This is a genomic window from Nonomuraea antimicrobica (assembly GCF_039536965.1).
GTDB classification, from domain to species: Bacteria; Actinomycetota; Actinomycetes; order Streptosporangiales; family Streptosporangiaceae; genus Nonomuraea; species Nonomuraea antimicrobica.
In genome coordinates, this window is the sequence record NZ_BAAAZP010000074.1 from 199810 (window position 1) to 215919 (window position 16110).

General features: G+C 70.9%; 3 protein-coding genes. All 3 read right to left on the reverse strand.

Features of this window, described 5'->3' with window-relative positions; translation table 11 throughout:
- Positions 1-41 precede the first annotated feature (41 nt).
- Positions 42-13046, reverse strand: a complete 13005-nt coding sequence (locus ABD844_RS19320) for a Tc toxin subunit A-related protein (protein ID WP_344879233.1) — start codon at positions 13044-13046, stop codon at positions 42-44.
- Between the two features lie 145 nt (positions 13047-13191).
- Positions 13192-14574 carry a hypothetical protein gene (locus ABD844_RS19325; RefSeq protein WP_344879236.1) on the reverse strand — a complete coding sequence of 461 codons (1383 nt, stop codon included), beginning with the start codon at positions 14572-14574 and terminating at the stop codon, positions 13192-13194.
- Between the two features lie 5 nt (positions 14575-14579).
- Positions 14580-15905 (reverse strand): hypothetical protein, encoded by a 1326-nt coding sequence (locus ABD844_RS19330; protein WP_344879239.1) that lies wholly within the window; start codon positions 15903-15905, stop codon positions 14580-14582.
- Positions 15906-16110: the final 205 nt, after the last annotated feature.

The window sequence follows — 16110 nt, forward strand, 5'->3', positions numbered from 1 at the left end:
GTTCTGAGGCCGGCCGTCCCCGGTTGAGTGGTGACCCTCGATCAGACGGCCCGGTACGTGAGGATGAGGCCCACGTTCACGAGTGCCGTACGGTCGCCGTCGGCCACCAGCGTCAACGGCGTGACGCCCACGCTCAGACCCGGCGTCCGCACCACCGTGCCCTGCTCCAGGGCCAGTCGCCGGTCACCGTTGAGCAGGAGGCGCGCGGCCCCCGGCCGGTCGGCCTCGTACGTGGCGTAGATGCCGGTGACCTGCCGCCCGTTCATGCGGGGGAACATCTCCGGGACGAGCGGCAGCGCGAGCACGCCGTCCTCGCCCTCCTGGAACTGTCGCCACTGCTCGGGGAACTCGCCGGCGACGTCGATGTAGCGGCCCGCCGGGTAGGGCTTGAGCATCCCCTTCACCGCGTTGGCGAAGACCGCGCCGCCCTGCTCGGCCGCGTACTTGACGGTGACGACCACGTCGAACAGCTCGGCCGGCGGCGGCCCGTTGGTTTCGAGCCGCCAGGTGGAGACCGCCCCGGTGCCCTCGAACGGCAGGTATCTGTCGTCGTCGAAACGCAGCTCGAACAGGCCGTTGTTATCGCGGCCCGGCTCCGGGTCGGACAGCGCGATCTGCTGGCCGGGCCGCCAGTCGGAGCGTACGGAGTCGGGTGGCGAGCCCTTGGCCTCCAGCAGGAACCGCACGGCCCGAGGGTCGGCGGACAGCACGGTCTTGTGCCCGAGCTGGGTGAGCGTGGCGTTGATCCCGATCTGGTCCTCGCCGCCCACGAAGGTGACCGACAGCGTCCTGATCCGGCGCCGGTAGTGGCCGGGGAAGTCGCGGTCGAACAGCGCCTCGGTCAGCGCGAACTCGCAGCGGCCCGTGCTCTTCAGCTTGAGCACGGCCAGCGGGTCGAGCTGCAGCAGCGACACCCGCTTGACGATCTCCAGGCCGCGCGCGTCGCCGTCCAGGTACGCCTTGCCGAGCCGGTCCAGGTCGACGGCGAGGGTCTCGCCGGCCAGCAGGCCCTTTCGCCGGCTCTCCCAGTAGACCGGCTGCAGGATCGTCTCGTCGACGCCGCGTTCGTACTGGTAGGCGCGTTCGGCGGCCTTGGCCGTCTCCAGGGCCAGGTGGTAGCTCTGGAAGTACAGGGCCGCCAGCCGCGCCGACATCCACTGGTACAGCTCGGCGCTGGTGAACTTCCCGGTGAGGAACGTGACGACCGCCTCCGCGTGGGCGATCTCCTGGTTGGTCAGCTCCAGCTCCCGCCGGGCGATGGCGAGCTGGAACCCGGCCCCCGCGACCTGGTGGCCGAGCTGGACGATGTCGGACCTGGCCGTCATCGACTGCAAGCGCCATTCCTCCATCTGGCGCTCCTGCTCGGCCCGCACGCCGAGCAGCTCGCCCATCACGCTGAGCGCCTCGCCCAGGGTCTCGGCCGTCTCGGCGCCCTTGTCGATCACCTGGCCGAGGTGCTGCCCGCCGTACTCGGTGCCCAGGATGAACGGGCCGAGGTACGTCTCAGGCACCGCGTACGCGATGGCCGAGGCGATCTTGAGCCCGCCCGAGTAGAAGTGGGCGGCGACGGCGCCCGACATCATGGTGATCTGCGCCAGTTGCAGAGGGCTGAGCCCGGAGCTGATCAGGTGGTCGTACCAGTCGCGGCGCTCGATCGCGGCGGCGAGCGAGGACTCCGCCTCCCGCAGGCCCTCGGTGGCCGCCTTGACCTGCGCCTCCTTGATCGCACGGGTCATGCTCAGGATCGTGCTCTCCTGACGCGACTGCAGCAGCGTCAGCTCCTCGCCGTCCCGCTTCTCCAGCGCGGCCAGCAGGTCGCCGCCGAACTGGCGCAGCCGGTCCACCAGCTCCTGCGCCTTGCGGAAGGTGGCGGCGAACCTCTGGTGCGGCACCCTGGCGGCCGGCCGGGCGGCCGACTGGTCCGGCGAGAGCCCGGCGGCGGCACCCCGTACCAGCGCCATCACGTCGACCGGCGGCTCGAACAGCGGCAGCGGGCGGCTGACGCCCATGAGGTCGAGCGAGGCCCTGATCTTGCGCAGCCGGTCCTCGACCCTGGTCCAGTAGTCGCCGAGGTTTGTGTTCCCCGGGATGAAGAAGTACGTGTCGGCGACGCTCTTGTGGACGACGCCCAGGCCGTCGAGCAGCGTGCCGCCCGCGGTCAGCCGCTCCGCGTACGGATCCGCCTCCCTCGCCGGCTCCAGCGCGCGGAGCTGGTCGTAGGTCCTGGCGGGGTCGAGCGTACGGGTGCCGACGCCTTCAGGACGGCGGCCCAGCAGGTCGTAGGCGAGGATGTAGAGCATCCGCGCCTCGTCGACGCTCTCCATCGTGTGCTGCCCGAACAGCAGGTCACCCCAGTCGAGCAGGTTGTCGACGTAGGCCATGACCACCGCCCTGCGGTAGGCGGACGGCCGTAGCTCGGCGATCGCGTGCGGGTCGAACGGGTCGTCCCGGTACGCCTTGAGCAGCGCCCGGTGGTCGCCCATCAGCTCGTACTGGCGGCGGAGCCGGGCGAGCAGGCCCACCCTCTCCCGCAGGGAGCGTGCGGTGTCGCCGGAGAGCCCGGAGAGCCCGTCGAGGATCGGCGGCAGCTTGCCGGTGGCGAGTGAGGTCAGCCAGGTCAGCTCGTCCTGGGTGGCTTCGCGGGCCTGCTCGAAGGCCGGGATCAGGTCCGCCACCCTGCCCAGGATCTCCCTGAGCGGCGTCTCCACGTCGGCGGGCTTGAGCGCGTCGAGGTCGGCCAGGCAGCCGTCCACCAGCGCCCGCAGGTCGACGGCGAGGAACGGCAGGAACCGCCAGTAGGTCTCCTCCGTGGGGTCGAAGACGTACTCGTACCAGCGCCTGGCGTCCTCGAAGCGCTGGGCGGCATTGAGCGCCTGCGCGATGAGCAGCGGCGCGTGGAAGAAGATCTCCCAGTAGTAGCGGCCGTTGGCGCTCTGGAAGTCCAGGTGCGAGCTGGCGGGGGTGCCCGCGACGTCGGACGTGACCTTGATCGTGGTAGGCCCCGACCCGGTCGTGCTGAACGCCGGCAGCTCGTCGGTCTCCTGGGTCTCCGGTGCCAGCAGTCCGGGCACCCCGCCGACCAGCAGCCGCCGGTTCAGCTCGAACGCCGTGCTCGACGTCAGCCGGATGATCTCGTGGGGCAGCGCCGCGAACTCGTACGGCCGCAGCAGCGTCGCGCCCTTGGGATAGGCGATGTACTCGGAACCGAGGAAGAGGAACAGCTTGTCGGCGGTGTCCATGGCCCCGGTGAAGACGTCGAGGAAGCCGGGCGGCAGCGAGCGCCAGCTCCCCTCGATGCCGTGGAACTCCTCGCGGCGCAGGTCGGCCAGTTCCTGCCCGTCCTGGAGCACGGCGTAGACGCGGTCGCCGAACACGTAGTGGCGCTCGCCGCGCGGGAAGACGGCCCGGACGCGGGTGGGGAGCGCCTTCGGGTAGCCGGGGTCGATGAGGTCGGGGACGGCCCCGTCCTTGATCGTGTAGCGGACGTACTCCTCGCCGCTGGTCAGGTAGAGGTGGTCGCCGTCCAGGTAGGCGGCGTCGACCCGGCCGGAGCGGGGGATCAGCGTGGGCACCCGCCCGAGGCCGGACGTCTGGTGGCCGGCCCCGATCTGGCCCTTGTTGCCGTGCACGACGTACGTGTGCGCGGTGTTGTCGAAGAAGTAGGACAGGTCCCCGTGGCGGTAGGCCGCGTGCACGTTCCCCGAGCGCGGCAGGTTGTCGTTGCCGCTGTCGGAGAGCGGCTTGGGAGCCTCGTCCGGCTGCTCGGCGCCGTCGGTGTAGCGGGCGTAGCGCTTGCCGGCGATGACGAACAGGACGTTCCTGTCGCGGCCGTCCTTGCGCAGCAGCAGCGCGTCGAGCTGCGGCACCTTGGGCAGCGGCTGCCTGTCCCGGTCCTTGTCCTTGTTGTCCTTCGGGGGCGACAGCCAGCTCAGGTCGATGCCAGGCGACCAGGAGGCAGCCGTGCCCTTGAGCACGTTCGAGCTGGTGAAGCCGTGTTCGGTGGAGTAGAAGTACTCGACGTCGGCGGCGGTGTACGCGGCGTCGATCCGCGACCACCTCGGCAGGGTGTCGTCGTTGGTCGCGATGGGCTTCGGGTAGCCGGGCGCCATCAGGCCGAAGGGCGCGCCCTCGTAGCAGTAGTAGTCGGCGCCGGAGAACACGTACGTGCGGTCGCCGCGGACCAGCATCGCGTCCACGGTGCCCGACTCGGTCAGCGGGCTGCGGGCGAAGCCCCACCGGTCCACGATCTTGTCGTTGGTGACGCGTAGCTTGCCCACCTGCTTGACCGGCAGGTACTCGTCCTGGGTGAAGAAGTACCGGGTGTCGCCCAGCTCGAAGCCCGCGTGTATCGCCGTCCAGGCGGGCAGCCGGTCGCCGTTGCCGGCCACCTCGCCCGGCCGCGGGTCGCCCTTGGGGTCGGGGATCATCGGACGGCACAGGAAGCTGCCGCCCTTGTGGTCCACGCTGAACCACGGGCCGTCCTGCGACCCGGCCGCGCTGTTGACCTGGACCACGCTCGCCGGGTCGATCGCCCCGGGCTCGGCGAAGATCTTCGACAGCTCCACGAGCCTGACCGGCTCGGCCGGGGTCGCGACCGGCACCGCGTACAGCTCGGGGGTGAGCGCGTACGCCATCGACAGCGGCACCTTCCTGGGCGGCCTGCCGGGCAGGTCGGGCACGGTGACGTGGTACGAGCACGACACGACGATCGAGTCGTGCTCGCCCGGGTCGCCGCCCGGCAGGACGGCCGACGCCTGGACGGACAGGCGGACGTCGCTGATCGGGAGGTTCACCGGCGGGCCGGGCGGCAGCTCCTGGGGGGTCACCCATTCCTGGTTGAGATTGCAGAACGAGTAGGAGATCCGCACCCGGTACGTGGGCGGCGGCGGCTCCACGTTCTGCTTGTCGCCGTCGCGGCGGGTGACGATCGTGGTCGTGCCGGACGTCTCCGGCGCCACGGTCTCCACGACCGGCCAGAACACGAAGACCCGGCCGAACGCGTGCACCGGGTCGACCCGGTCGCTGTCGATCTGGGCGTCGACCTTCAGCCACGGCTCCCAGGTGGCCGACAGCCTCTCGCCGTCGCGGAACTCGGCGGCGCGGTAGTAGTAGCGGCGCGGCTCGGTCCTGGTGCGGCCGAACAGCACCAGCCGGCGCACCCCCTCCTCCGCCCCGTCCTCGCGGTAGACGTACGCCCCGGCGATGGACAGCCGGGAGACCTCGGTGTACTCGTCGAGGTAGCGCTTGTAGGCGCGCTGCACGTTCTCGGTGGTGATCTCGCCCTGCAGCAGGTCGTTCTCCAGCTCGCGGAACGCCGGGGTCTTGGTGTCGCGCAGCTCGGGCCGCAGGTAGTTCTCCGGGTAGAGGAAGACCTTCCTGTTGGCCTCCCAGATCCGGTAGTTCTTCAGCCACGACCACCAGACCTTGACCCTGCGCCGCAGCTCCTCGTCGTCCGGGAGGACCTTCTCCAGGTCGAGCAGGTAGCGGTGCACGTAGAGCTGGACCGCCGCGATCGCCTCGCGCACGCGTGAGGTGTCGCCCTCCGCGCCCATCTCGACGTCTACGAGCAGGCGCTCGTAGAGCGCGCGCACGCCGTCGATGTCGGGGTGGAGGTGCAGCGCGGCGGGCACGAGAGCGTCCCGCCTGAGCACGTTGAGCTCGTTGCGCACGGTACGGGAGACGGCCTCCCACTCCTGCTCGCCGACCTTGCGGCGCAGCAGCAGGGCGAGGGCGGCGGCCGGGTCGGGCTTGGTCCAGACGTCCAGGTAGAGCCGCGAGGGCCCGGTGCCCGCCCGGTCGGCCAGCGCGAACACCTCGACGAGCTTGAGCACGAACTCGATCTCGAAGCGCTCCTCCTCCACCGGCAACTCGGTGATCAGCCCGGCGTTGCGCTTGAGCCAGCGCAGCTCGTCGGCGTCCCAGCCGAACAGCCCGGCCAGCCGCTCGTACGGATCGGCCGCGCCCATCCCGAGCAGTTCGGCGAGCCCGGGACGGGCATGGGCCAGCTCGGCGAAGCGGGTGATGGTGTGCACGTCGGTGAGCCGGTAGTCGGCCGTGTCGGACCACCGGTGCCGGATCGGCTGCGCGAAGGTCCAGTCGGGCTCGTCGTAGCGGCCCTGGTACCGCATGTACTGGTCGTTCTTGATCAGGTACGTGACGTCCTTCAGGACGCACGCGCCGGTGATCCCGGTTTCGAGGGACTCGGGCAGGTTGCCCCAGTCGTCGCGGATCGTCCGGGGAAAGCCCTCGTCCACGACGTCGAGGGCGGCCGAGTAACGCACGTACTGCTCGCCGCGGAACGCGTACAGCTCTCCGCCGGGGGCGACGAACGCGGCGTCGATGACGGGGCTGGCGGCGAACTGGTTGAGCACCTTGCCCCACCGCTCGGCGACGGGCCTGACCACGCCGTCGACCAGGAACCGCGTGCCCTTGAACAGGTAGACGCGGCGGTCGTGGGCGCGGAAGGCGGCGTCCACGCCGTCCTCGAACTCGGCCGGCAACGACCGCAGCTCCAGCTCGCGCTCCAGCGACCCGGCGATCGTGCGCGGGTAGCCGTCGTCGGCGTATTCGTAGTCGCCGCCGGTGTAGCGGACGTACTGGTCGCCGCAGAACAGGAACGTCTCCTGCTCGCGGACCAGCGCCGCGTCCACCCGCTGCCGTTCGGCGATGGTGTTGCGGACCCGTCCGAGCAGCCCGATCTCGTACGTGGCGGCCGGGGCGCGCGAGACGACGTGCAGGGCGCCGCCCACGACCAGGTAGGCGCTGCGGCCATTGGCCACCGCCGCGTCGATCCGCCGCCCCGCCACCGCGTCCTCGAACGACTCGGGCAGGCCGGCGAACTCCGGTTCGGCCCGCAGGTTGACCGCGACGGCCTTCGGGTAGCCGGGGTCTACGTAGCGGTACTCGGCGCCGGTGTAGCGGACGTACTGGGCGCCGGAGAACAGGAACGTCGCGTCGTCGCCGAACACGATCGCCGCGTCCACGGACCCGCCCTCGTCGGGCACGAACGGGTTGGCCGTCTTCCCCCAGCGCTCGCGGATCGGCCGCAGCGGGGAGAAGGCGCGGTCGGCGTAGCGGGTGTAGTGCTCGGTGAAGAAGAAGTAGGTCGAGCCGTCGGCGGCGGTGAACGCGGCGCGCAGCGTGTCGCCCGGCTCCACGCCGCGCCCGAAACCGCGCCAGATGCGCTCGATCGGCCTCGGGTAGGACCACTGGCCGCTCTCGTCGTTGAACGGTACGTACCGCTCACCGGCCAGCAGCAGCATGGTGTCGTTCTCGAACAGCACGGCCTGCGGCGTGGGGAAGAGGTCGGGGACCTTCCAGAAGGACTCGTCGGCCGACGCCGGATAGCCCTCGTCGGGCTCCCCGTAGGGCCCGCGCTCACCGGTGTAGACGACGTGCCGCATCGCGCCGGTCTCGTCGGGGTGCTCGAAGAGGTGGGTGACCCCGTGCCGGACGTAGGCGAGGGCGACGCTGGTCAGCCCGCCCCAGTGCGCGGCGATCGGCCTGGGGTCGCCCTCGATCGTGTCCAGCGACTCGCCGTACACCACGAACTGGTCGCCGCGGAACAGGTACGTCCTGCCGTCCCGGCCGACGAACGCCGCATCCACCGCGTTGTCCTGATAAATCGTGTTACGCGGGCGGCCCCACTCCTCGGCCAGCGGGTAGTCCCGGTTGACCGCCGTGTTGTGACAGGTGGCGCCCTTGAACAGGTACGTCGTGCCGTCACGGCCGGTCAGCACCGCGTCGAGTCCCGTACGGTACTCCGCGGGCACCGTACGCAGCGTGAGCGGCCTGGTCGGCACGCTCGACTCCGGCCCCTCCAGCGCCGCGTGCCGCCGCCACTCGCCCTCCCGCTCCACGAAGACCGCGCCGTGGTCCACGAACGCGCACGAGAGCCCGGTCAGGTGGAGGTCGTCGTACTTCCGGTAGACGGTGTCGGACACCACGTGCCACTCGCCGTCGCGGAACAGGTGGACGTTGCGCCGGTCGGCGAACGCCGCGTCCACACCGCTCAGCCGGACGCCGAGATTCGCCAGCCGGGGCTCCTCCGACAGGGCGGAGATCGCCCGCGGATACCCGTCCTGGACGGCCGAGTAGTCGTGGTCGCGGTAGCGGACGTACTGGTCGCCGGAGAACAGGTAGGTGTAGGTACGCGTCACCTCGACGCCGTCGACCTGCTCGACGGCGTCGAGGACGAGCGTGGCGTCGACCCGCCCGGTACGCGCGACGTTGTTGACCACCTTGCCCCAGAACCCGCTCACGCCTGCCGGGAACCGGTCGTCCACCTGGCTGAGGTCGGCCGTGGAATAGCGCACGTAGAGGTCGTCGGAGAAGACGTACGTCCGGCCGTCCTTGCCGACGAACGCGGCGTCGACATGGTCGAACGGCAGCAGGCTGTCCCACCGCTCGCGCAGCGTGCGGGGCTCCGACCACCAGCGGTGCCGGGCGTCGAAGACGACGAACCGGTCACCGGAGAACAGGTACGTCTGGTTGTCCTGGCCGGTGAACACGGCGTCGACGCGCGCGAAGCCGGGGTCGGCGGCCAGCGTCACCGGCAGGTTCCACCAGTTGTCGGCCAGCGGCCGCGGGTATCCGGCGTCGGGGACCGTGTAGTCCCTGGTCGAGTAGCGGACGTAGAAGGTCGTGTCGTCGCCGTACACCTTGATCCGCTCACCGGCGCGGCGGATCGTCAGGCGGATCCCGCCCTCGGCGGCGACGCTCCACTCCGGCGCCGCGCCGGTGACCCGCGCGTCGTCGGGCAGGGTGACGTGGTGCTCCTGCAGGCGGCGGCGCAGCGCCGGGGAGAGCCGCCCCGAGGCCAGCTCGGCCTCGTAGTCGGCCGGCAGGTCGAGTATCTGGCCGACCGGGCCGAACAGGTGGGTCGCGCCGTCCATGACGAACGCCGCGTCCACGCGGTCGAGGCCGCCCCAGTCGCCCGCGACGGCGCGCGGGTAGCCGAGATCGGCGAGCGAGTAGTCGGCCGTCGAGTACCGCACGTAGCGGTCGCCGCTGAACAGGTACGTCTTGCCGTCCAGCCCGACGAACGCCGCGTCCACCCGGCCGTCGCGCAGCACGGGCCGCATCAGCCCCCAGCGCTCCACGGTCGGCGTGACCGGGCCCGCGCCGGTACGGCCGAGCGCGACGGTCCTGCCGTCCCTGAACAGGTGGACCGTCCCCGTACCGTCCTGGAAGGCCGCCTCGACCGCGCCCTCGAACTCGGCGGGGACGTCCGCGCGCCACGACTCGATCCGGCGCGGGTAACCGTCGGCCACCCGCACGCCCTCGTTCTCCAGGCTGTCGGTGTAGCGCACCACCTGGTTGCCGGCGAACAGCAGGCAGCCCTCGCCGTCGGCGTACGCCGCGTCGATCCGCTCGGCGGCGGCGAACGTGTTGCGCACCCGGCCCCAGCGCTCGGCGAGCGGCGCCTCGGTGACGCCGTCGAACCACCGGTCGCCGCTGAAGACGTGGGTGCGCCCGTCATGCCCACGGAAGGCCGCGTCGACCGCGAAGCGGAACGCCTCGGGCAGCGGCGTGTCACGCCCCTCGCCCTCCCACCACTCGCCGATCGAGCGCGGGTAGCCCTCGTCGGCGTGGGTGTAGTCGTCGGTGGAGTAGCGCACGTACTGGTCGCCGCTGAAGACGTACGTCCGGCCGTCGCCGTCGGCGAACACGTTGTCGATCCGCTTGGGGTCGGTGAAGTTGTTCCTGACCTTGCCCCAGACCTGGTCCTTGGGGGCCCAGCGGGAGCCGCCGGGGTCGCGGGTGAAGGCGTGCGAGAGGCCGTCGACGCCCCGGCCGACGATCCATTCCACGCCGTCGGGCCGTACGAAGGCGGCGTCCACCCCGGCCAGGGCGGTGAAGTGCGCGGACAGCTCGCTCAGCGGCTTGGGCCGCGGATCGGTGAGCGCATGGGTGGCCGCCGAGTAGATCCAGTAGTCCGTGGCCTTGAACAGGTAGATCCTGCCGTCGCCGCCGGTGAGCAGCGCGTCGAAGCGGTCGATGCCGGGCGGCAGGGCGAGCGGCTCGGGGAACTTGCCGGCCAGGTCCTGATCGTGGAAGGCGACCGCGACCTCGGTGGCGTCCAGGCCGAGCTTGGCGGCCAGCCGGGCGAACCGCCGGATCCTGCGGTAGGTGCGCAGGAAGTGCGGATCGACGGTGATGTCGCTGCTGTCGCCGGCCAGCGCGGGCGTGACGAGGACGTCGGACGCGTCCGGGGTGACCGCCGCGCTGATGGCCTCGATCACCGGTGCGGCCACGCCGAAGGCGTCCTGCAACACGGCGGGCAACGCCTCGTACTGCGCCACGGCCAGCTCGTCGAGTTGCCCGGCCACCTCGTCCACGGCCGCCATGATCGCGGTGGCGACCGGGTGCAGCAGGAAGAAGACGTCCCTGCTGTAGTCCTCCGCGCCGGGCAGGGTGAAGTCCAGCGCGTTGGTGACCGTGCCGAAGTAGGCCAGCCGGTCCCACGGCACGCCCAGCGCGACGTCGAGGTGCCCGGCCTGGACGAGCAGCTCGACGAGCTGGGACCGTTCGTCCCCGTCGAAGCCCAGCTCGGCCACCGCGTCCAGGTCGAGCCGGTACGGCCGCCCCGCCGCCAGGATCGCCGCGATCCGCTGATGGACCAGGGCGCCGTCAGCGGCGGTGAACCCGGGTCCGAGATCCACCGCGCCCGCGGGGTCGTCGAAGAGCGCGCGGGCGGCCTCGCGTACGCGTCCTTCCTCGGTGATCCCGCCGTCGAGCCGGTCCGCGACCCGCCGCCCGATCGCCTGCTCGGCGACCGGCGCGAAGTCATCGGGCGTGAAGGTGTACAGCTCGGTCCGTACGGCGGCGATCTGGCCGCGCATCGCCTCCAGGACGGCGCGTCGGATCGGATAGAACTCCAGCATGAGCCCGAGGTCGTCGGGCAGCGCCTTGTCGACGTAGGCGTCGTGCGCGTCGATGACGCCGTTGAAGCGCAGGCTCTCCACCAGCGCCGCCGACTGCGTCTCGGTCAGCCGGAAGGCGGCGAAGACGCCGGGGTCGAGCGTGATCGTGGCCCGGCGGAACCGGTCGATCCGCGCGGTCAGCGCGGCGAAGACCCCCTCGGCCACGTCGCCGAGGTCCGCCGACGCGGTGAACGGCACGGCGCTCGCCGGGTCGGTGAATAGGCCGGGGTCGACGACCTGGCCCGTCTCGTCGAGGTAGCCGTTGTGGACGAGGTTGTCGTACAGCTCCTCGTGCTCGCTCGCGGTCAGCTCGGGGAAGCGCCCGGCCAGGTCGGAGGGGTAGAAGGCGCCGTCAAGACTCGCGATGGCGGTGAACAGGTCGTGGGCCAGCTCCTCGTAGTCGCCGGCCAGGATCGGCCGCGCGGGCAGGTCCTCGCTGGTGAGCCGGCCGTCGGGCTGCAGCACGCCGGACAGGACGAGGTTGGTGAAGATCTTCGTGATCAGCCGGTCGGCCAGGCCGAGGCCGTGGAAGTCCGCGCCGGTCAGCACGGCCAGACCGGTGACGGCGTCGTACGCGGCGAGCGGCATCACGTCCGGGTCGATGCGCAGCAGCCGCGGATCGCGCGGCGAGACCACGCCGTCCGCGTACGCGGTGAGCGTGCCGTGCACGACCCTGGCCGCCCGCTCGTCGAACCGGTCGGAGACGAATCGCCCGGCGTCGAGCGCGACGGTCTCGAATCTGTCCTTGATCGCGGCGAGCACCGCCTGCTGCTCCTCCTCCGACTCCGGCGTGGCCGGCTCGCCGAGGATCTCGGCCAGGTCCCGCGCGCCGAACCCGTGGTCGCGCATCCAGGCGGTGAGGGCCAGCAGCGTCTGGGTCAGCCACAGGCTCGACGGCGCGTTCGTGCCTTCGAGGATGCGGTAGCAGTCGGTCGTGCTCGGTTCGAGCACCGGCAGGACGGGGAAGGTGCTGTGGCGGCGCAGCGCCGGGTCGGCCTCCAGCGCCGACAGGAGCGTGAACAGCTCCTCCACCGACACGCCGAGCGCGGAGACCAGCCGCGCCACGCGGTGCAGCAGCGACAGCGCGGCCGTCCCGATCCCGCGGTCGAACGGGCCCGCCTCGGCCGGGGTGGCGTAGCGGTCGCGGAACCGCTGGACGACCGTCACGATGTCGGCCTCGGCCAGGTCGATGGAACGTGCCAAGTGCAGGCGGTAGTCACGGTTCTGCGGCGCGAGGAGGTCGCCCGGCGGCACCGGCACGTCGTCCACGGTGTCCGGCAGGGTCCGGCTCGTCAGCCCCGCGATCACGTCGTACGCGAGGTCGTACGTGCGGTGGAGGTGGACGGCGGCCGCCAGGATGCTCAGCGTGCGCAGGTCGATCACCCCCGAGCAGCACGAGCTGACCACGACGTCCAGCTCGGTGATCGGCAGGCCGGTGCGCCGCGAGAGCCGGACGAACCGGTTGACCCGGTCGAGCCAGCCGAGCGAGACCTGCCTGAGGGTCCTGTCGTCCGGCGCGACCGAGACGATGCCCTCGTTGTAGCCGCTTTCGAGTAGTTCGCCCAGCTCCGCGCCCGTCATCGAGGTGGCGGCCAGGAACGCCTCGACGTCCGACAGCTCGGACGACGGCCTGCCGTAGCGCTCGGCCACGCCGGCTTCGTCCGTGCGGACGACGGTGACGGCGTCGACGTCGTCGGTCGACAGGCCGAGGTACTCGCGGGCGACCCGGTCGCGGTCCAACCGGGAGGCGAACAGGCGGTAGAACTCGGCCGGGTCGATGCCGAGGTGGCGCAGGTGGACGCGGACCCGGGCGTCCGTGAACGAGAACGGCAGGGCGAAGGGGTGCTGGAGGTCGCGCAGTTTCGCGTAGGGGTTCGGGCCGACCAGCGTCTCCAGCACCTCGTTGACGATGTCGAGGTAGGGCGTGGGCGTGAAGGTGTGTTCCTCGTCGAGCGGGATGCCGCCGAGATCCGGCCTGCGCCGCTGAACGGCCGTCTCGTCGAATGATCCGCGCAGTAAATTCAGCAGATCAACTAAATAGGCGGCCGGCGAATAAACCGACCGGGCCTCGTCGCCCGCCCGTAGATCGAGGTCGCCGAAAAGAAGCTCATAACTGGGCAATGACGCATCGTCGCGCACGTGAAATTTCCCCCTCATGAATGCCCGAGCGACCCCCCGAATCGGGCCGCCTCATGCTCGCCCATCCCGTCGGCCACGGCTACCCACTGGCGAGGTGACACTCGTGTAGTCGGCCGTGGCCGGACGATCAGCCGAGACCGATGAGGCGGATGTCACCGAGGAAATAGGCGGCCCGGAATTTGTCCGGTCCGACTATTTCCAGAATTTCGGCGGCCGGGCCGGACGGCCGCGCCCGCGCCGGCGGCTCACCGGCCTCGCCGACGAGCGCCTGCCGGACGGCGGGGTGCGCGGCGGCCAGACCGTACGCGCCGGCCAGCGCCTCGGCGGTGAGCAACTCGGTGAAGCCCTCGGTGAGGACCAGCGGACGCGTGACGCCCCTGGCCGCGTCGACGAACGCGGGGTGCGCGAGCCGGTGCAGCAACTCGTGGATCACCACACGCACCAGCTCCCACCGCCACTCGCCGGGTGGCCCGGCGGGGACGTCGGTGGGCAGGTACACCTCGTCGAAGCGGACGCGGCGGCGGTAGCGGCCCGCCCCCTCCGCGGTGTCGGGCAGGCCGTGCAACGGCGTGAGCTTGATGAGGCGGGCGACCTCGGCGGCCGCCTCGGGGTCGTCCTCCAGCCATTCGCGCAGGCCCTGCCGCAGCTCGTCGGGGTCGCCCGGCCACTCCTGGGCGCGGGCCTCGTCGTAGAGGTAGGACACCTGCGCGTCGAGGTCGTCGGGCCGCTCCACCGAGCTGTGCACGTGGTCGGCGTAGTGGAACTCCTCGTTCAGCGGGCCGTCGAACCGCGCGCGCACGTACGGGGAGAAGGTGTCCACGACGACGGCCTCGACCTGCGCGGCCATGGCCGTGAGCCGCTGGAGGTCGTCGGACTCCAGCCCGCCTGCCCCGGGCGGGGCCCAGCGGGCCGCCCGCTCGGCCAGGGTCTGTGCCAGCGCGTCGCGGAGCCGGTCGGCCTTCCCGTCGGCCTTCTCGTCGAGGGCCGCGTCCGCGGGCGAGTTGTATACGGCCCGCAACCGCGCCTGCTCCTCCTGGACCGGGGCGGCCAGCCGCGCCCCGAGCACGGCGCCCGCCCAGCCGCTGACCGTCAGCACCTCCCGCTCGAACGAGCCGTCGTCGGCGTCGGGATCGCTGCCGCGCACGCGGGCCCAGCGCGCGAGCCGTGCGAGGGCCCCCTGGCGGCCGAAGTCTTCGGGAGCCGCCTCGTCGTTGAGCGTCAGCAGGTGCACCGCGCGCAGGAACCAGCGCCGATCGGCGTCGTCGAGCGCGGCCACGTCGGGCCACATCGACGGGAACCCCTCGGGCACCGTGCCGAGCAGGGCCTCCGCCTTCTCGAAGAAGCCCTGCTCGCCCGCGCTCAGCAGGGCCGCCAGGTCCTCGTGGCCGGTGACCACGAGCTGGGAGACGGGCCCCAGCCGCAGACCGGAATCGGCCGCGTTGATGTCATTGACGTCGCCGGATCGCTTGGTCTTGGCGAGTCCGCCGTCTGTCCGCCGGTTCTCGATCACGGCGATCACTTGAGCCCGGCGTGCTGGGTGGAGCCCAGGAAGAAGGCCGCGTACGCGCGGTCCTGGCCGACCACCTTCGTGATCTTGTCTGCCCCCTGGCCGGCCTCGCCGTACTGGGTTTTGAGCTGCCAGGTGGGTGGCGGGAGGATCGGACCCTGGAGGGGAAGGAAGCGCCCGGTCAGGTCGGGCTTCTTGGTGATCTCACCGACGAGCTGCCGGAAAACGATGGCCGTGATCATGTCAACGAACCCCTCATCGATGATCTGCCCGTGCCCGATCTTCTGGGCCTTCGCGTTGAAGCCCGGATGCGAGAGGTGGTGCAGGAACTCGTGGATCATCGTACGCAACATGTCCCACCGCCAGGTGTTCGTGCTCTGCGACGTGCTGGGAGGGATCACGGGGTTCAGGCGGATCGTGCCGTCGCCCGAGTGCGAACCCGTGAGCTGGATGCAGCGCCCCACCTTGCCGCGTATCCCGGGCCTGCCGAGGAACTGTTGCATCAGGTCGTACAGCGCGGAATCGTCGCGCGTGCCGTCGAAGTTGCTGCGGGTGAACAACTCGTTGTGCTCGGGCCCGTAGCCGACCCCGATCGCCCGGTTCATCACGTAGCTCATCAGGAAGTCGTCGGTGATCTGAACCGATTCGGTGCTCTCGATGCGCTTGGACAGGTCGTATCCGGTGAAGAGCGGGCTGTCGGGGTTGCCCATGGGAAAGGAGCCGCACTGGAACTTCATGTAGTCCTGCACGACGGTGGCCAGTTGCCTGAGCGAGTCCATCGGCACCCGCTGCAGCTTCTGCCCCTTGCCCGGCTGGAAGTAGTCGAGCTGCCCGTCGATGACCTGCTCGAGACCGCTGAACAGATCGGCCCGCAGTAAGTCGATCTTGAGCGGGGGGACCGTCCGCACGGTGCCGGTGCCCGTGGAGACCCGCGCGGGGTTGTAGATCTTGCCGACCTCCAGCACGTCCTTGCTGGACAGCGGTCGCAGGCCGTCGAGGAGCAGCACCTTCACCAGGCCGCTCACCGACAGCGCCTCCCGCTCGAACCGCTGGTCGGGATCGCCGGGTAACGCCTTCGACTTGAGGGTCCACCGCAGAAGCCGCTTGACGGCCTGCGCGTTGTCGAAGCCCGGCGGCAGGAGCCCGAGGTTGCGGTCGAAGAGCGTCAGCGCGAAGAGCAACCGGGTTTGGGCGTCGTCGTCGAGGTGGAGAAGGTCGGGGGCGATGTTCAGCCCAGGGGCCAGTTTGTCGCAGGTCTTCTTGGCGTGCGTCACGCCCTGTTCCTTGGACACGCCGGAGATCGGCGTGTAGTCGACCTTGAGCGGGCGATTCACACTGCTCAGTACGACGTCGCGCTGCGGGCCCACGGGTGCCGAGAGCCGCCGTGGCCGTGTCTCCGTCGTGGTCCGGACCGGTGAGGTCTGGCCTTCTGACTTGACCGTCGACGTCGAGAAGCGCCTGGTCCTGACCAACGGCTTCGTGACGGTCGTGTCCGTTTCCTGATCAGTCGTGGTGGCCGGGAACTGAATCACCGTGGAC